This is a genomic window from Streptococcus sp. SG1 (assembly GCF_030439935.1).
GTDB classification, from domain to species: domain Bacteria; phylum Bacillota; class Bacilli; order Lactobacillales; family Streptococcaceae; genus Streptococcus; species Streptococcus gordonii.
In genome coordinates, this window is record NZ_JAQFJC010000005.1 from 115170 (window position 1) to 133751 (window position 18582).

The 18582-nt window shown below is 40.1% G+C and carries 9 protein-coding genes and 1 pseudogene; all 10 read right to left on the reverse strand.

Annotated elements, in window-relative coordinates; translation table 11 throughout:
* Positions 1–62 precede the first annotated feature (62 nt).
* Positions 63–1475, reverse strand: a pseudogene (locus PCY06_RS05690) (IS1182 family transposase).
* Between the two features lie 208 nt (positions 1476–1683).
* On the reverse strand, positions 1684–3018 hold the full coding sequence (locus PCY06_RS05695; RefSeq protein WP_002896638.1) for an Nramp family divalent metal transporter: 1335 nt from the start codon (positions 3016–3018) through the stop codon (positions 1684–1686).
* Between the two features lie 234 nt (positions 3019–3252).
* Positions 3253–3657: a GNAT family N-acetyltransferase gene (locus tag PCY06_RS05700; RefSeq protein WP_048778117.1), complete on the reverse strand. Its 405-nt coding sequence runs from the start codon at positions 3655–3657 to the stop codon at positions 3253–3255.
* Positions 3658–3710: 53 nt separating this feature from the next.
* A complete protein-coding gene (gene glnA, locus PCY06_RS05705; protein WP_060553174.1) occupies positions 3711–5057 on the reverse strand; it encodes a type I glutamate--ammonia ligase in 1347 nt (448 codons plus the stop codon).
* Positions 5058–5086: 29 nt separating this feature from the next.
* Positions 5087–5452 (reverse strand): MerR family transcriptional regulator, encoded by a 366-nt coding sequence (locus PCY06_RS05710; protein ID WP_008808234.1) that lies wholly within the window; start codon positions 5450–5452, stop codon positions 5087–5089.
* Between the two features lie 288 nt (positions 5453–5740).
* Positions 5741–6271 carry an aromatic acid exporter family protein gene (locus PCY06_RS05715; RefSeq protein WP_060553175.1) on the reverse strand — a complete coding sequence of 177 codons (531 nt, stop codon included), beginning with the start codon at positions 6269–6271 and terminating at the stop codon, positions 5741–5743.
* 150 nt (positions 6272–6421) lie between these two features.
* The gene (locus PCY06_RS05720) at positions 6422–7072 is read right to left on the reverse strand and encodes a CHAP domain-containing protein (protein WP_008808232.1); all 651 of its coding nucleotides are present in this window, start codon (positions 7070–7072) and stop codon (positions 6422–6424) included.
* 248 nt (positions 7073–7320) lie between these two features.
* The gene (locus tag PCY06_RS05725) at positions 7321–12057 is read right to left on the reverse strand and encodes an antigen I/II family LPXTG-anchored adhesin (RefSeq protein WP_060553176.1); all 4737 of its coding nucleotides are present in this window, start codon (positions 12055–12057) and stop codon (positions 7321–7323) included.
* 182 nt (positions 12058–12239) lie between these two features.
* Positions 12240–13439, reverse strand: coding sequence for a phosphoglycerate kinase (gene pgk / locus PCY06_RS05730; RefSeq protein ID WP_011999746.1), 1200 nt, complete (start codon positions 13437–13439; stop codon positions 12240–12242).
* 286 nt (positions 13440–13725) lie between these two features.
* Positions 13726–18474, reverse strand: a complete 4749-nt coding sequence (locus PCY06_RS05735; protein ID WP_081041918.1) for a bacterial Ig-like domain-containing protein — start codon at positions 18472–18474, stop codon at positions 13726–13728.
* Between the last annotated feature and the right edge of the window lie 108 nt (positions 18475–18582).

The following is an 18582-nucleotide window of genomic DNA, read 5'->3' on the forward strand; positions in this document are numbered from 1 at the left end:
ATAGCTTTGCCACTTGGGCAAAGCTCAGATTGAAGACAAACATCGTTTGAGTGTTTGTCTTTTTATATCTTCAGCGCTACTATTCTCAAAATAGGCTGGAATCTTTATCAAAATAGTTTTCAGCGAAAAATAAAAAGGCTTCCCCGCCATCATTTTTACCAATTTTTTGATATTCAGGCATGCCAAAGTAAGTCCAACTTTTGCCTTCATTTTGGACTTACCTACTTCTCTCGTATAACGTAGATTGTGGTATTCTTTGGCCGTACCAAAAAGCCGCTCCACCGTTTCTTTACGTTTCTGGTAAAGTTCCTTGCTTCCCTTTTGATGCCGAATCTCCTCACAAATCTCTAAATACTCCCTCCAAATATGGCGAGTAACGACTTTCTGTTTCTTTTTACTTTCTGTGCAACTGGATAACAGAGGACAAATTGCGCAAATCTTAGGATCACTTTTATACTCACGATAGCCATCGCGATTTGTTGTAGAGTAAGCTAACACTTGATTTTCAGGGCAAAGATAACAGTCATAGTAGTCATCATAGATAAAGTCCTTAGGGCGAAGCTTCCCTTTCTTTCCACGAGGGCGAGTATAAGGGAATACAGGTGTAATATTTTGGTCAAGGAGGAATTTTGCAATACTTGGAGTCTTGTAGCCAGAGTCGGCGATAAGGTAGTCAGATTGGAGCCTTTCCAACTGTTCAAAAAGTGCAAGAAAAGCCTGACTGTCATGCACATTGCCAGCATCGATACTATAAGCTAGTGCCCATCCATGCTTATCGCATCCTACTTGGGCATTGTAGGCGAACACTTCCTTATGCTCCCCTTGTGAAACCAACCACTTTCAGGGTCTGTAGTAGAATTCTTCTTCGGTTCAGCCTCGCTTTCTTTTGCGGGCCCGAGAGACTTTTTTCAGTACTTTTTCCGATCTAAGCCAATCTCAACTTCCAGTTGCTCACTCATAAACCTAGCTTGCTTGTCTAGAACTTGATGAGTATATTTATGGTTATTGGCTGTGGCCTTGATATGAGTCCCATCAATAAAAATCTCAGTCGGGTCAATCAAACCTTGCCCCCATACAATGGATAGGACATAATGAAAAAATTCCTCGATTACTTCCTTATCTTGAAAACGACGATTGTAATTTTTGCCATAAGTGGTAAAATGAGAAACCTTATCGTTTAAACTCAAACCCAAAAACCAGCGATAGGAGGGATTGACCTCAATGTCCCTGATAGTTTGGCGCATGGAACGTATACCGTAGAAACATTGGATGAGAGGGATTTTAACTAGCATAACAGGGTCTAAACTAGGACGACCTTTATCTTCAGAATAAGTATCTGCGACTAAGTCATAGATGAAGGAAAAATCGATCACTTGCTCAACCTGACGAAGAAAATGGGCTTGCGGAACGAGTTCATCTAGCGTGTAAAAACCAACTTGATTGCGGTTGTAGTCTAGATTTTCTTTGTGAAACATAGGGAACACCTCACAACTTTTCTTACCTCTATTATACGACTTTACACAAAGAAAAGCCCTTAGAAATTTGTAGTTCTAAGGATTTTGTCTTCAATCTGAAAGAACAATTTCAACTGTTCTTTTTTTGTACTTATTTTTATGAACCAACCACTACTCTTTCTCTTTATTAAACTTCACGCCGCTTCCGATACTTGACTTCAAAACCACTCTAAAAAATATCGAAAAGAAGTTTGATATTGAGAATGGTTAAGATAATGGAAACTGCGTAACCTAGGATTGTGTTCCACTTGGCATTAGTAAATTCTCCCATCAGTGACTTCTTAGAGGTTAGATAAATCAAGGGGAAAATTGAAAACGGAAGAGCGATTGAAAGAAAGACCTGTGAATAGACCAATAACTGATCCAAGGTTTTTTCTTGATGCCCAAACAAAACGGCGACTATAATCACAGGTAGCAAGGCAAAAATACGTGTACCGATACGGATAAGCCACTGAGGCAATCTTAGATGTAAGAAACCTTCCATGACAATCTGTCCTGTCAAGGTACCTGTAATGGTCGAATTCTGGCCACTTGCTAAGAGGGCTAAAGCAAACAAAGTTGACAGAATTGAGCTAGCTATCGCTCCTGCTATCGTCGAATCCTGTAAAGCATTGTACATTTGGGAGAAAGCTGAAATTTCAGATGCATGACCAAAAAAGAGGGAGGCACCTAAAATGAGAAGCAAGGAATTTACAATAAAGGCTAGAGACAACTGAAGATTTGAATCCCAGGTCATAAAGCGCACTGCTTTTCGAACATCCTTCTTATCTTTGTGATTTATTTTCCTTGTCTGGGATAGAGAGGAATGAAGATAGAGATTATGGGGCATGACTGTCGCACCTACAATCCCTAGAGCCAAGGTCAATTGACTTTCATGACCTGGTAACGGTGTTTCAAATAAAGTTGAAGTTGGTAAATAACCACCAATAATCCCTTGGATACTTGGATTGGATAAGGCCACAAGATAGGTAAAGATGGCTAATATGGTTAAAATAAGGGTCGTAACAATAGCTTCAATTTTTTTGAAACCAAATTTCATCAATAAAAGTAATAAAAATACATCTAAAACGGTTAGAAGGATAGCAATCATAATCGGTATTTTAAACAAAAGATTTAAGGCAATCGCTGAACCTAGAACCTCAGCCAAGTCTGTCGCCATTAAAGCCAATTCTAAAATCACCCACAAACTATAGCGAAGCCACTTGGGAGCATGATGAGCTGTTGCCTGCGCTAGGTCCATCCTAGTCACGATACCGAGCTTTCCAGCCATCTGTTGTAACTGCATAGCAATGATGGATGAAATCAAAATAACAAATAAAAGACTGTACTTGTAGGAGGCACCACCAACCACGCTGGTGATCCAGTTTCCTGGATCCATGTAGCCAACTGCCACAAGTGCACCAGGTCCTAAGAATGCTTTTAGATTTTGCCAAAAATGATTGTTATTTGGAGTCTCAATAGATTGATTGATCTCAGAAAGAGAGACTTTTTCATAAGAGGACATAGGGATTTCCCACTTTCTAATCTGTCTTTACATATTTCTTAATATAATATTTTTTGAAAGAATGATGAAAATAGTTTACCTATTTCCAATTCACCCTTATTATATCACATTTTGTAATGATTCCTAAGAAAAGAAATGATAGTTGAAATAGGCAATATCAGTATTGTAAAAGCCAGCGTTTTTTGTAAACTTTAATGGTGTTTGGCAATTGACTTCCATCTATTTGAAACAAGCTCAGCCTAATCTCTTAATAAAATGATATTTGGTAATGCCCTTTTGTGGGACATCTGCTAGACTAGCGTAGATTTCATAACCTTGTTTGAGGTAAAAATCCTTGGCCTGATAGGATTTGGTGGATAAAGTAATACTAGTTGCTCCTGCTTCTGCAGCCTTTTCTTCTAATTCTGACAATAGAGATGCTCCCAAGCCTTTTTTCTGGTACGCTTTATCCACCACCAAAGCCTTGATATGAATATTTTCTAATACCTGCTGGCCATGGAGCAAGGCAATTAATCGACCATCCTCCTCCCGCGTCAGATAATAATCTCTGGGCTCTAGTTTTTCAAGCATGTCTGGACCAAAGCAGACTTCATATTGCTCATCAAAAACCCGCTTAATAAAATCATCAAATTTTTCCATCTTTCTCCTCCTCCACGAAAAAGCAGGGGACTTTCAGGCCACCTGCTCTATCATTAGTATAGATCTAAATAGTTATCAATTTCCCATTGCGAAACAAAAGTTGCGTAGCTAGCCCACTCGATACGCTTAGCCTCTACAAAGCTAGTATAGATGTGGTTGCCGAGGGCATCCTTAACGACTTCATCCTCAGTTAGAGCCTTGATAGCATTGTGTAGAGTTGAAGGAAGGTCTGTAATGCCAGCTTCCTTTCGTTCTTCTGCTGACATAACATAAATATTCTCTTCAACAGGAGCTGGTGCCTGAATCTTATTTTCAATTCCGTGAAGACCAACTTCAAGAAGAACAGCCATAGCAATATAAGGGTTCGCCATAGGGTCTACAGAACGCAATTCCAAGCGAGTTCCCATGCCGCGAGATGCTGGCACACGAACCAAAGGAGATCGATTTTGCCCTGCCCAAGCAATATAAACTGGTGCTTCGTAGCCAGGAACCAAACGCTTATAAGAGTTGACGGTTGGATTCATAATAGCTGTATAGTTGTAGGCGTGTTTGATCAAGCCACCCAAGAAATAGTAGGCTGTATCCGACAATTGCATACCTCTTGGATCCTCAGGATCAAAAAAGGCATTTGTCCCATCCTGATTAAAGAGAGACATATTACAGTGCATACCTGAACCAGCAATACCAAACTTAGGCTTAGCCATAAAAGTAGCATACAAGCCATGCTTACGAGCTATAGTCTTGACGACTAGTTTAAAGAGCTGGATTTTATCACATGCACGTAGGACTTCATCATATTTAAAATCAATTTCGTGCTGACCAACAGCTACTTCATGGTGACTAGCCTCAACTTCAAATCCCATACTTGTCAAAATATTGACAATCTCTCGGCGAGTATTATCAGCTAAGTCTGTCGGAGCTAAATCAAAATAACCTCCTTTATCATTCACCTCTAAAGTAGGATCTCCATTTTCATCCAACTTAAAGAGGAAGAATTCTGGCTCTGGTCCAAGATTAAAGGATTTAAAGCCCAGCTCCTCCATGTGCTTGAGGGCGCGTTTTAAGTTGCTACGCGGATCTCCCTGGAAAGGAAGACCTTCTGTCGTATAGACATCACAAATTAATCCTGCAACGCTACCATTTTCATCTCCCCAAGGGAAAACAGTCCAAGTGTCCAAATCTGGATATAGATACATATCCGATTCGTTAATCCGAACAAAACCTTCAATAGAAGAACCGTCAAACATAGCTTTGTTAGATAATACTTTGTCTAACTGTTCATCTGTTGCAGGGATTTCCACATTTTTCATTGTTCCCAAAATATCTGAAAACATAAGACGGATAAAGGTAACATTTTTTTCTTTAACTTCGCGCTTGATATCAGCAACTGTAATAGGCATGGTGATCTCCTTATGGAATAAAACAATAGTTATGGTCGTTTTAATTGACCAAATGTCGGCACAGAGGATGCAAATCTACTCTGTTGCACAATGTCGTTGTGTAGTGCACGTCGAACGTCTTTTGCGCTCACTGGTTTTTTGGCCATTGCTTCACGTTCAGCATACTTACGCTTGATTGCAGCAATATTATAACCTTCAGAAATATAGTCTTTTATTTCCAGCAAGCGATCCATGTCATTTAGGGAATACATGCGACGATTCCCTTCTGTTCGCTCAGGTGTAATCAGCTGCTGATCCTCATAATAGCGAATCTGCCGAGCCGTTAAGTCTGTCAATTTCATAACGCTGCCGATTGGGAAAACTGCCAAATTGCGTCGCAGTTCTTTTTCTTTCATTACATCCTCCTTTCGTAAGAGATGAGAACTCCAAAAACTAATAGGAAAACAAGCTATCAAACCGGCTTTAGTACGACCATATGATAGCAGAAACAATTACTTTTCTTTTCAGATAAAAAGGATTGCTAATCATTCTTTCTAAGTTTTTAGTACGGATCCAATTCCTTACTTGTATGGCAAGTATCAGCAAATGAAACAAAAACTTCACTCTCCACTAGCCAAGATTACCACTATTATATTCCTAAAGATTTATCCTGTCAAGAAGGAATGTTACTTTTTCTGACATATTCATTTGCTTTTCTCTTTTCTAAAAAAAGAACGCAGGCGATTAATGTCATAATTTACTAACATGGCAACGAATACACCAAGAAATGTCTCAAAAATCCGGGCAAATACGTAAACAATCGTATCCCCTTCAGAAACCGACAGTGTAATAATCAAGAGAGCTGATACACCACCAATTACCCCTGCTTTATTGTTCATGGCAACATTGGTCATAATTGTTAGCATAGTACAAATCGGAACAAAAAGCAAGGTGACCCAGAGCTGGTCTTGAAAGATCTTATTGATGAGGAAAAAAATCAAGGCATAGAAGCCACCGATGCTATTTCCTAAGATACGAGAAGTACCAAAATGCACGCTCTTGTCAAAATCTTCTCGCAGGCTAAAAACTGCTGTCAAAGCGCCAATCTGCAGACCACCCCAGCCAAATAGACTAAACATCAAGAGAATGATAAAAACCGCCAACCCTGTCTTAAAAGTCCGCATTCCTAATTTGAATTTCGATTTATCAAACTTGTACTTGCTAAAATAGTTCATTCCTGATCCTCTTTCAAATCAAATTACTTTCATTCTAACATATTTTCCAACAAAAAGCCTTCTTGTTTGCAACGACCTCTCATTCTCATCTTCTACATCCTATCTTGAAAAATAAAAAGATCTAGAGCACGCTCTAAATCTTCAATCAAATTAGTTTGGATAGATATACGTTACATTTCCCAAAAATTCATTGGGGTTAAAATAACCGCGATAATTATCAATTTGCTTTTGACGATTGTAATTAGCTTCTAGCACTTGGATTGTACCGTCGCTCTGAACGTCTGTAACATAAGCAACGTGACCATACTCTCCTCCGTCCCAAACAGCGATTGCGCCTACTGTCGGAACTGTACCAGTAACATAACCTTGATTGCTGGCATTGATAGCCCAAGTATTGGCATTCCCCCACCAGTTGCTTGCCCAAGGAGCTAATTCCTTAACGCCCCAAGTACATTGTCCGATTGGATAAGAGTTACCATAGTCAGTCGGGGTATTTAAAACAACATCATCTACATCAGATACCAAATCCGCATTACTGCTCACACCATAACCTGAATTTGCATAAGTAGAAGTAGCGCCGTCCACTTCCAAAACATCACCTGGGTTGATTGTATCAAAAATAGATTTGCCATTTTTCGCAGCTAGATCATAAGGGCTCATTCCGTGAGCACTAGCAATTCCAAAGAAAGAATCACCTTGTTGTACAACATAAGAATCTGCATGTGCAACTTGAAGACCAGCTATAGCTGAAAGAGCTGTAGAAGCAACCACAAGAGCTGTTTTAATAAATATTTTTTTCATAAAATGATTTTCTCCGCAAAATTTGATGTTAGCATAATCATACCTTATTTAGATGTCAGTTATCTTATCCCAATATTTTGAAATGATTACAAATTCTATATATTTCTGATACATAAATTATATAGAAAAGTAAAAAAGAAATAAGGCCGGAACACTGGGTTCCAGCCTTAAAATCTATAGAGTCCTAAATTACCAACTCAGAATAGCTGACAGAAACAGCAAAGATGAAATAAGTTCAAGCTATTTGATTAATCTTCTTTGCGCTTTGCTAGACCTAATCCTAAGAAACCAACAAGGGCAGCCAAGCCTAAGTAAGGCATATAAGTCGCATCATTTGTTCCTGTTTTTGGAAGTGTAGTTAATTCTTTACCAACAGAAACAGGAATTGGTGCTGAAGGATCTTCAACTTTTGGACTAGGAACTTTTGGTTCTTTTGGTGTCTCAGGTTTGTCAGGATCCTTTGGTTTTGGCGTTGGAATTGGTGTCGGTTTGTCTGGTGTTCTTGGTATTGGAGTTGTTGTACGTACTGTGTTAGATGCATAAGCAACCTTATTAACAGTATTTACATAAGTATTTTCAAATGTTCCAATAGCAATTCTGCGCATTTGAAGGTAAGTTTCAGCTTGGAATGGAGAATCCAAACTAATCTTTTGTAAGAAGTCTTCCTTGAAACGAACAGTTACAATACCATTTGTAGCATCTGTTTCAGCAGTTGTTTGAGACGTTAGATCTGTACCTGCCTTAATCACTGAACCATCTTTCATTGTCAAGTTCAGAGAGCTGAATGTCTTGTAATTACCAGTATACTGATCACCAGCTTGGTCATAATCATCCACAAAGCTGTAATCTTCTAATTCCTCTGAATGATTTTGTGGAATGAGGCCACCAATCAGACGATAGTTAAACGTTTGATACAATTGAATTGTTTGGCCATCCAGATTTTCACTAGTTGGATCTAGGCTCACTGTTACGTCTTTTTTCGGTGTGATTTTCGGTACGTTGTTAACCACTACTTCTGTAGCATAGCCATTTCCGAAATCAATTTGATAGGCCTTGTTTTCATACTTACCACCTGTCTTACCAAATTCAGACTTAACAGTCATCGGATCTGTAATGACTAGTGATGTTCCAGTTGCTACGTATTGCTTGTAAAATTCTTCTGGATTATCAGCAGAGAAGAGTTGGAAAGCACCCTTAACAGTAATGTTAGCTTTCTTCAACAAGTCTTGAACTTTCTTAGGAGCAGCTTCTAGACTGTCATATTGTTGAACGCTGACACCTGATACTTGATTTCCTTTTTCATCTGCAACCTTAACCAAATCAGGGCGAACATCTAAAGCTTCCTCTGGATAATCATCTACGTAGTAGAAGCCGTTTTGGATTGCCTCCTTAGAAGATTTATCGCCTTTATATTGATCCAAATCCCATGTTAATTCGTAGTAGTTGGTTGAACCAGCTAAAACTTCTTTTCCATCGATATTAAGACCTTCTTTATTCTTATTTACTTTCGTTGGCTTAATATAGTTGTTATTTGGATTATCAGGATCATTTGGTTTACCAGGAGTCGTTACACGAACAACATTTGACTTAATACCATAAGCATCATTGACTGTCAAAGTGAAGTTATTCGTATAAGTTGCCCCATCGTTCAAGACTCGACCAACAACCGTTGGATGAAGAGTCTCAACAGGTTTAGTTAAATCAGCATTGTAACTTGCCAATGTCTCATCAGTCGCCTTAAAGGTTACAGTATGACTGGCTTCATCATAAGTTGTATCAAAGCCTGTACTTGCAGCCTTAGTTGCATCCAAGTCAAACTTATAACCAGTTGGTAGCGGATCTACCAATACAAATGAAGTAGTTTTTGGACGTCCAGCTGTCAACGCTTCAGTTTTCAATTCAAACTTAACAATTGACTGTTTAGCAACCAATGTCCGATCAATATCTACACCATCCTCATTCTTAATTTCTTTATTAATCTGAGGCTGAGCTAATAAACTGCTATAGTGGAAATGAACTGTCGGTACAACTGGTGGAGTCGGCAACTGCTTAGGAGTTGGTGCTAGCGGTGGAGTTGGCAATGGATCATATGTTGGCTCTTCCGGTTTTGACGGCTCCGGTTGATCTGGAGTCTTAACTGGCGGAGTTGGCTCATTTTCATATGTTGGCGCTACTGGCGCTGGCTCCAATGGCTTCTCTGTCTCATATGTTGGCTCTTCCGGTTTTGACGGTTCCGGTTGATCTGGAGTCTTAACCGGTGGAGTTGGCTCATTTTCATATGTTGGTGCTACTGGTGCTGGCTCCAATGGCTTCTCTGTCTCATATGTTGGCTCTTCCGGTTTTGACGGCTCCGGTTGGTCTGGAGTCTTAACTGGTGGAGTTGGCTCATTTTCATATGTCGGTGCTACCGGTGCTGGCTCCAATGGTTTTTCCACTTCATAAGTAGGAGCTTGTGGTTCAGTTGGCGCTACTGGTGGAGTTGGTTTTTCCTTGGTAACCCTAGGCACATTGACCGCACGAATCTTACCGTTTAGTGAATACCAAATATTTGGTCTTTTAGCTTCCGTATTATCTTTTCCAGAAACAACTGGCATTTGAGATTCAGGCATTACTAGAGTAGCAGAGATAGCCCCTACTGTTACGCTATTGTTTGGACCAGACATACGGATGGCACCAGCTCCATACCAAGAGTTAGGTGCATCAGAACTGTCCCAACCTGATCCTTCTTCGCCGCCCCGTTTATACATAGTCCAGCGGGCACCACCCTGATCTTTCCTAAAATTGAGAGTATCAGTTGCGTAAATCTTGCCATCTTTTTCTCCAATAGAAGAACCTGAAATCTTAACGAAAGTTCCAGTATAGTCTTTAGCCATCTCAATGGAGTTATGTTCTCGGTTGAGGGAAGCAACAGATAGAAGAGCATTGTCAAAATCAATCGGTTTCCCATCTTCATCATAGAAGGTAAATTCATTTTTAATAAAAATGGACGTGTTCTTTTCAGGTACACCATTATAAGCAGAGGCAAAGACACCTAGAGTTGGATCGGTAAAGATACCTAACCAAGCCTTGTCAACATTTTTGAATTTTGAATCGGAATCAAGTGTATACTTGAAGACGACCTTAGAAATCTTTTTACCATTATAGTAAGATTTTTCAAGATTTGTATAGGTAGCTGTCACGCTTTGACCGCGTTCCAAGAGGACAGATGCAAATTTTACCACTGTGTCATTGCCGACAGTGGTTGTCCAACCAGCCTTATCCCCGAAATTGCCGTAAAGTTCCATGGAAGAAGTCACATCATCGGCTTGTTGAAGGTAACTAACATTAAGGTTATCAGGCTGAAGAATCTTTTTAGAATATTGAGCTGTATCATGACTAAAGGCCTCATCAACTGCAGAAGCTTTCAGCATTTTTCCATTAGTTGTCAATGATAACTGTGCATTTGGCTCTGAATCATACACTAAGCTTTGAGCAGACGGCTCTGACAAGTTACCATCTTCGTTTTTATGATTTTCAAGTTCTGCAAGGGCAGCTTTAATTTTGGCCTGTTCATCTTCATAAGCCTTCAACTTAGCCGGATACTCAGCCAACTCTTTCTTATATTTGGCAAGATCAGCTTCATATTTAGCTAATTTTGCTTCATAGTCAGTTTTAGCTGCGGCATTACGTTGCTTGATTTCTTCGTTTTCAGCTTGGAGCGCTGCATTTTTTGCCTTGTTGTCTTCAACGGCCTTCTCATAAGCTGCTTTAGCATCCGCATTTGCCTTTTGAACACGAGCCAATTCCGTCTGATATTCGGCTAGCTTAGCTTGATAGTCTGCTTCACTGTCTTCGTTGGCTTTCTTTACTGCTGCCAAATCTGCTTCATATTGCTTCAATGCTGCTTCATAAGTCGCTTTAGCTGCGGCATTCCGTTGCTTAATGGCTTCATTTTCAGCTTGAATGGCTGTATTTTTAGCTGTGTTTTCTTCAACAGCTTTTTCATAGGCTGCTTTAGCATCAGCATTTGCCTTTTGAACACGTGCCAACTCCGCTTGGTAAGCTGCTAATTTTGCTTGGTAGTCAGCATCATTATCTTCCTTAGCTTTTTTAATAGCTGCAAGATCTGCTTCATACTGCTTCATCGCTGCGTCATAGTTTGCTTTGGCAGTTTCATTGCGTTGCTTAATCGCTTCATTTTCAGCTTGGAGTGCAGCATTTTTAGCAGTATTTTCCTTTACTGCTTTTTCATAAGCTTCTTTAGCTTCAGCATTCGCTTTTTGAACACGAGCCAATTCTGCTTGGTAAGCTGAAAGCTTATTTTGATAATCAAGCTGACTGTCTTCATTAGCTTTTTGAACAGCGGCTAAATCTTTTTGATATTGAGCTAGCTTCGCTTCATATTCTGCCTTTGCTGTCGCATTAGCATTGTTGATTTTTTCAACTTCAGCTTGATGAGCTTTCAAATCTTCTTGATACTTATCTTCAGCAGCTTTGTTTTCAGCATTGATTTTATCTGTTTCAGCCTGATGAGCCTCTACTTCTTTTTTATAAGCTTCAGTTGTTTTCTTTATTTCTTCTGCTTGTTTAGCGTAATCACTCTTGATTTCAGCTTGCTTTTGCGCATTTTCTGCGGCAGTTGTGGCTGTACCTTTATCGCTTGTTTGATCTTGTACAACATTGACACCTGCTGCTTTGGCATCCGTCACTGCTTTATTTAAATCATCAGCAGATACTTCTACTGGCAGAGCACCATCTTTAGAACCAGCCTGTGCTTGACTTTGGCTTGCTGCTTCAGTCGCTTCTCCCTGTGCTTCAGGCAGATTAGTAGCTGGATTTCCAGTTGTAGTGACTGCTACATTTGCTGTACTATTTGTTTCTGTAACTTCATCAGCCAAAACTTGCTGATCTGCAATAGCAATCAAAGCCGCCCCTAAGACAGCTCCACATAAAGTCTTAGCGACTTTACTTTTACGAAAACCAAAAACTTCTTTTCTTTTGTTCATTTAATCCCTTTCCTTTAAGCATAATTAGTTTTATACATCAGTCTAATAATAGCAGTTTTACAGACTGTATGCAACTATTTTATCTACTTTTTTTCTAAAGAACAGATGAAAGCCTCTTATCCACAAAATCAGGTTAGAATATTAGATAAAAAGATGGCTAAAAGCCATCTTTTTATGATATCTTATTTCTCTGTAAGTGCTGCAAGACCTGGTAGAACTTTACCTTCAAGAAGTTCCATTGAAGCACCACCACCAGTAGAGATCCAAGAGAATTTGTCTGCACGGCCAAGGTTGATAGCTGCAGCAGCTGAGTCACCACCACCGATGATTGATTTAACGCCTGGCTGTTTCACGATAGCATCCATGACACCGATTGTACCAGCTTGGAAGTCAGGGTTTTCAAATACACCCATAGGTCCGTTCCAAACAACTGTTTTAGCACCAGTCAAAGCTTCATCAAATTTAGCGATAGATTTAGGACCGATGTCAAGACCAAGGAAGCCTGGATCCACTGCTTCACCTTCAGTATCTTTTACTTCAGTATAGTCTGCAAAAGCGTTTGCTTCTTTTGAGTCAACTGGCAAGATCAATTTACCGTTTGCTTTTTCAAGAAGAGCTTTAGCAACATCCAATTTGTCTTCTTCTACAAGTGAGTTACCGATTTCGATACCTTGCGCTTTGTAGAATGTGTAAGTCATCCCACCACCGATAAGGACTTTATCAGCTTTTTCAAGCAAGTTTTCGATAACACCGATCTTGTCAGATACTTTTGAACCACCAAGGATAGCCACGAATGGACGTTCTGGAGCTTCAACTGCTTCTTGGATGTAGGCAATTTCATTTTCAAGAAGGAAACCAGCAACAGCTTTTTCAACGTTTGCTGAGATACCTACGTTAGATGCGTGTGCACGGTGTGCTGTACCAAATGCATCGTTTACGAAGATACCATCTCCAAGTGATGCCCAGTATTTACCAAGTTCAGGATCGTTTTTAGATTCTTTCTTGCCGTCAACATCTTCAAAACGAGTGTTTTCAACCAAGAGAACTTGTCCATCTTCAAGAGCATTGATTGCTGCTTCCAATTCAGCACCACGAGTTACACCTGGGATAAACTTAACGTCTTGACCCAATTTAGCAGCCAAGTCAGCAGCTACAGGAGCAAGTGATTTACCTTCTTTGTCTGCTTCTTCTTTTACACGTCCAAGGTGAGAGAAGAGGATTGCACGTCCACCTTGTTCAAGGATGTACTTGATAGTTGGAAGAGCTGCAGTGATACGGTTGTCATTTGTGATCACGCCATCTTTTACAGGAACGTTAAAGTCAACACGAACGAGAACTTTTTTCCCTTTCAAGTCAACGTCTTTTACAGTCAATTTTGCCATTGGATATGACTCCTTCTATTTTTAATACATGATAATTATATCACAAAAGATGCAAAAGAGGTAGCAAAATCCAATCATTTCCCCTGCTTAATTATATCCGTTTCATCAGCAAAGTAGTCAATTCATTCACACTTAAACCGTAATAAGTTGTTTTTATACCTTAAAAGCTCCTCATCTAAAACAACCAAACCTCCCATATGCAGTTTACGGGAGGTTCGATAATTTAGTCAGGTTAGCAGTCTTTTTACAAACGCCTTTTTCCTTTACATCTAATTACATTGATTTCTTAATCTTCTTTTTTCTTACCTGCTAGGAGAAGGCCACCGAGAGCCGCCAAAAGGATTGACTCTGCTACGAATGCTGTTTCTTGACTAGCGGTATTTGGTAAGTTGCCTGCAGACGTTACAGTGTTTTCTTCTTTCACATCTTTAGAATCAACTTCTTCCTTGACTGATTGAGAAGACGAGTTTGCCAAGTTCTGACTTTGATAACCTGTAGATCCTTTATCCTTTTCTTGATAGTTTAGACGCTCAACAGTTGAATTTGCATTCGGTTGAACTGGACTCAAATGACCATCACCTGGTAATTGAGGTTGAAGTGGTTTAGAATGATCATTACTTGGAACAGTAGGCTTATCAGGTTCAGATGGTTGATTAGGCTTGAGTGGCTGGTCAGGCTCACTTGCTTTTGCTGTCTTGTAGACAAGAGCATAGTGAGTAAAGTGAGGTGCTGTAAAGATAATCTCATTGCCTACTTGCTCAAAGGCTAAAGATTGAACTGGCTGATTAACTGGGAAGAAGAGAACTTGTTCAACTTCCTTGCCAGCTTCTACTGGTATTTTAACGAGAGAAGCATGCTGGGTATCAATATCTCGTCCCTCTTTATCTACTCCCTCTATGTCATATACCTTACCAAGTCTACCTGCAAAGGCTTCTTTTTCCGCAGCATTAGCCTCAACAACTCCGACTTTCAAACCTTTAACTGGAGTGGTTTCCTTATTTGAAAATTGAACTTCAACTCCTGTAGCTGAATCCACAAAGACAGCCGGTTTGTCTTCTTTAAGTAGAGCAATCAACGCTTGAAGAGAAGTTTTAGCTGTTTCAAGCGCTTCTGGACTTACTTCTGAAGAGGCCAATAGATCTTTATTTTTATTCAATAAATTGACTAAAGCATCTCCAAAAGGATGATTTGGCTTTTGTGCAAGCAAGTTTTGGGCTTCTGTTGCCAAAGTATCCAATTCAGAAGTTTTGGTTGCAAAATTCTTTCGGCCATCCAAAGCCTTAAATGCTTGAGTCAGTTTAGACAGACTTTCGTCAACCTGTCCTTGTGTACTTGTATCATGGTCTTTCAGGATTTGCTCTGCACTTGCGATTTCCTTGAGTAAGGCATCTTTATTTTCCTGACTTGCAAAGCTGAAATCAACCTTATTTTGCACAGCAGTGGCTTCTGCCAATTTTTGCTTCAAATATTCATCATTTAGAGCTGGTTTTGGCGATACAAACACATCATAAGTTGTCGTCACACCACGATAACTAATCGAAATTGTTTGGCGTCCTTCTTTGTGAGCATCATATCCTGTGACTTGGACATCTGTTTCATCTAAAGCATGTTCTTCAGTTGTTTCATCATCAAAAACTAGTCGGAAACGTCCCCCCTGGGTCTCAAGATTTTCACCAACAATGTAGTCTGTTTTTGGTTTTTCAATCAATTCCAGTCCCACAGGTGCCTTCTCTCCTGCTTCACTATGACTGACAACATAAACTGTCAGTGATTGATCCAGTTTTTGGCCCAGATAAGATACTTGTAAATGCTGCTCTCCTAATTTAGAAGGATCATAGCCAGTTACTTCAACTCCGCTATTTGATAGCTGAATTAACTGGTCCGCTTCTCCACCCTTAAAGCCGACACGAATAGTACCGCCCTTCAGAGATAGAGCATCTCCTTGACGATAAACTTTTCTTTCAGGTGCTGTTTCAAGTTCGACCTTAGAAATTTCTTTGTCTTCTTTAGGCACTTCAATAGCTAGCACATTACTAATATCCTTACCTGCAACTTGTGAGCGATAATATAGTAAGCTAGGCAATTTAGCAAATGCAAGAGGTTTAAAGATAAGATTGCCATCCTTATCGGCTGTCATAGTTGCAATCGCTTGTTTTGCATCGCTACTTTCATATAGTGATACTGTTGTTTTAGCTGCAACATCTTTAAAACCTACTTGAACGTGTCCATTTCCAAGAACACGCGCAGCAGCATTTTTCATCGGAATATTTACTGTCTCAGTATCTAAGCTTTCATACATCTTCCAGTTATAAATCCGAATTGCCCGCCATGGAGTCCCGTTATCAGCTGTAATGACATCTAAGCGCCAGTCTTGTGCTCGAATCGGCTTATCTAATACAATATCTGACACATGGTCCTTATTGCCCCGGACAGCCTTGGCTAATTTCCATTCGCCAGCTTCATCCTTGTAATATAGATCAAAGTCTCGCGTATTCATCTTACCATCATCAACAGACTCTCCGCCGGCTCCAGCATGTTCCATAACCCAGCGGGTTACCGTGCGTGGTTGAGTCAAACGAATGTCTACCGTTCCGCTTAGTTGGGCAGAAGACCATTTATCTGACAGACTAGTAATAGTACCATTCAGCATGCCTTCAATACCTTCGCTTCCATCTGCATCAGGGAAGCTTGAACCGATCACTTTGGCTCCTAAAACTACATTCGGCGCTAAAGGTTTTGGTAAAGAAGTATCGGAAACTTGCATACCCCAATCAAAGTCAACCGTCCCTGCTTCTGAACGAAGACCGTTCTTTCCTACCGCAACGACTTTTAGCTCTTGCTTACTACCCTTGGCACTAGCTGAACGAGTCACCTTAGCCAAATAAGCTGATGTGCCAGAAGTTCCTGTTACTAGACGCCATTGGTCCCCATCTTTTTCATATATTTCATAGTAATCAGCATCTGCACTTCCCTTAAACTGTAGCAAGGCTTCGGCTTCCTGAGCATTTTGAAGACGTTTAGCTTTTACAACGACATCCTTTGGCGCAGCTGGTTTCTCTTGGTTAGCATAGATGGATAATTGACCTAGATTAAACTTATAATCTTTGACATCTCTGTCGTGGTCAAAGAACATCTTAACCCCATAAATCGTTTTACCAGCTAGAGAAGATAAGTCAAAGGTCTCTGTCTTCCAGTCTTTGCTAGTTTTGAGTTCTTTCCATTCGTACTCAGAATAATCTGGTTTGGTCGCAAGAGCAACCCAAGCACTCGTTCCTTGACCACCTTTATGCGTTAGGCTAAGTTTGGTCTTATCACTAACTGGAATCTTAGTTGAATAAAGCATAACATTCTGGCTACTATTTGCATCCAAGTTTCCCTCAAAAGCTAGTGAATTTCCACCGTTATAGGCTTCATCAAAATCATAACGCCCCTTCAGAGGTCCACTACCTTCCGAGTGCTGAATCCACCAACGCCAAGTCGGCAAGAAGCCGGATACCGAACGATAGTTCCATTCTCCATCTTTAGAAACTTTTCCATCTACAAACCAACGTTTCCCGTGGCCAGTATTAAATGAAGTATTAAAATCAGGTTTAGTGATAGCTGTTTTATCAACTACCAAGTTTGACATACCATACCAAGTTTGGTCAGATGGTTTCCCCTTACTAGGATCTCCTTGGAAACCTGTCCAGAAGTAATTTTCGTGAATATGGTAGCCCTCGCCCGTTTTACCAAGGCCAGTGATAGTATCAGGTGCATAGAGACCTAGAGAAAGACGGAGTTTCCCATTTTCATCTAATATGGCATCCCAGTCCACATTGGTCTTGTAAGAACCGCCCTTTTGTAACTCTATCCCAGCCAAAACATCGTAAGGATTGCGTTTAATCCATTTTGCAGTACTGATTGAATAATCTGTCTCTGCTTTACCCCAGTTAAAGTTAGCAAAGAAAGTATCGACTGGATTTTCACCGTCTTTAGTCTGCATAAACTGATAATTGTATTCTCCAAGAGCATTTTCATGATAACGACCATATTCGTAGGTCATGGCATCATACCAAGAATATTTAATCGGGTAATTCAAAGAACGTGCATACTCTTTTGTATAGAGCAAGAAGTCACGCATTTTAGGGCCTAAAGGCTCTACCTGACTACCGGTTGTTTCTTGGTTAATAAAATAGCCATCATAACCATAATACTTGGCAAGCTCAACTAATTTACGAGCAATAGGGAAGGTCTTTGAACCTTCAGAATCTTCTTTTAAAGCTTCTGCAAATCGTTCCTGATCCTTAGCGCTGGAAGACCAATTAAAAAAGAGGGTACCATAGATAGGAACGCCATTTCTATGCGCAGCATCAATGACATCTGAAGTAGGGACTAGCCCATCCCAGAAAACCATTGAGTGTAAGTATTGCCAATAATCAAAGGCATAGGCCTTAAATTCCTCACCGCCAACAGAAGCATGGTCAAGTGCTTTGGAGTTCATATTGGATAAAGCCTGAACCTTAGCCTCTGGATTTGCTTGTTGATTAATTTGATGCCCTTGATAACGTTCAGCCAAAGGTACGCTAGCACGGTTTATATCATCATCTTCTCGATCCCCAGGTTTCCAATTTAGCAGATCTTGCCAAGTATCAAACTTAACTTCTTTTGGCTTTAGTTTTTTATCTTCTTGACTCGGTAGATCCTCTACGACTTTTGCTTCCTTAGTTGCAGGTTTTTCCTCTTTCTCTGCGACAGTTGCCATATCTTGACTCTCTACTACTGGTTTTTTATCTTCAACAACTGCTTGATTTTCTGTATCTGGCTGTGCTGCTTGACTTGCCTCCTCTGAAGCAGGTTTCCCTTGTGCTTCCCCTGCCGCCTCTTCCTTCGGGGCATCCGCATTGACTAAAGCCACATCACTAGCTTGGGACAAGTCTGTAAGCTTCTCTTCTGCTGAAACATTTGCCACTCCAAAAAGAGCTATTCCAACTAAAACAGAACAAACTCCCAAGCTTAACTTTCTGATGCTAAATTTTTGCTTTTTATAAAATTCCATGTTTACCTTGACTCCTTCTCTTCTTTTCTTAGTTTTGCGACTATCCAATTCTAAATACTAACACCACTCCTTTTTAAGTAATCGCTTACATTTCTCTTTAAAAAAAAA

Coding starts and splice junctions, on each gene's coding strand:
- PCY06_RS05695 (WP_002896638.1), bottom strand. CDS start 3,018: ATGTCCTCTTATGAAAAAGTCTCTCTTTCTGAGATCAATCAATCTATT.
- PCY06_RS05700 (WP_048778117.1), bottom strand. CDS start 3,657: ATGGAAAAATTTGATGATTTTATTAAGCGGGTTTTTGATGAGCAATAT.
- glnA (WP_060553174.1), bottom strand. CDS start 5,057: ATGCCTATTACAGTTGCTGATATCAAGCGCGAAGTTAAAGAAAAAAAT.
- PCY06_RS05710 (WP_008808234.1), bottom strand. CDS start 5,452: ATGAAAGAAAAAGAACTGCGACGCAATTTGGCAGTTTTCCCAATCGGC.
- PCY06_RS05715 (WP_060553175.1), bottom strand. CDS start 6,271: ATGAACTATTTTAGCAAGTACAAGTTTGATAAATCGAAATTCAAATTA.
- PCY06_RS05720 (WP_008808232.1), bottom strand. CDS start 7,072: ATGAAAAAAATATTTATTAAAACAGCTCTTGTGGTTGCTTCTACAGCT.
- PCY06_RS05725 (WP_060553176.1), bottom strand. CDS start 12,057: ATGAACAAAAGAAAAGAAGTTTTTGGTTTTCGTAAAAGTAAAGTCGCT.
- pgk (WP_011999746.1), bottom strand. CDS start 13,439: ATGGCAAAATTGACTGTAAAAGACGTTGACTTGAAAGGGAAAAAAGTT.
- PCY06_RS05735 (WP_081041918.1), bottom strand. CDS start 18,474: ATGGAATTTTATAAAAAGCAAAAATTTAGCATCAGAAAGTTAAGCTTG.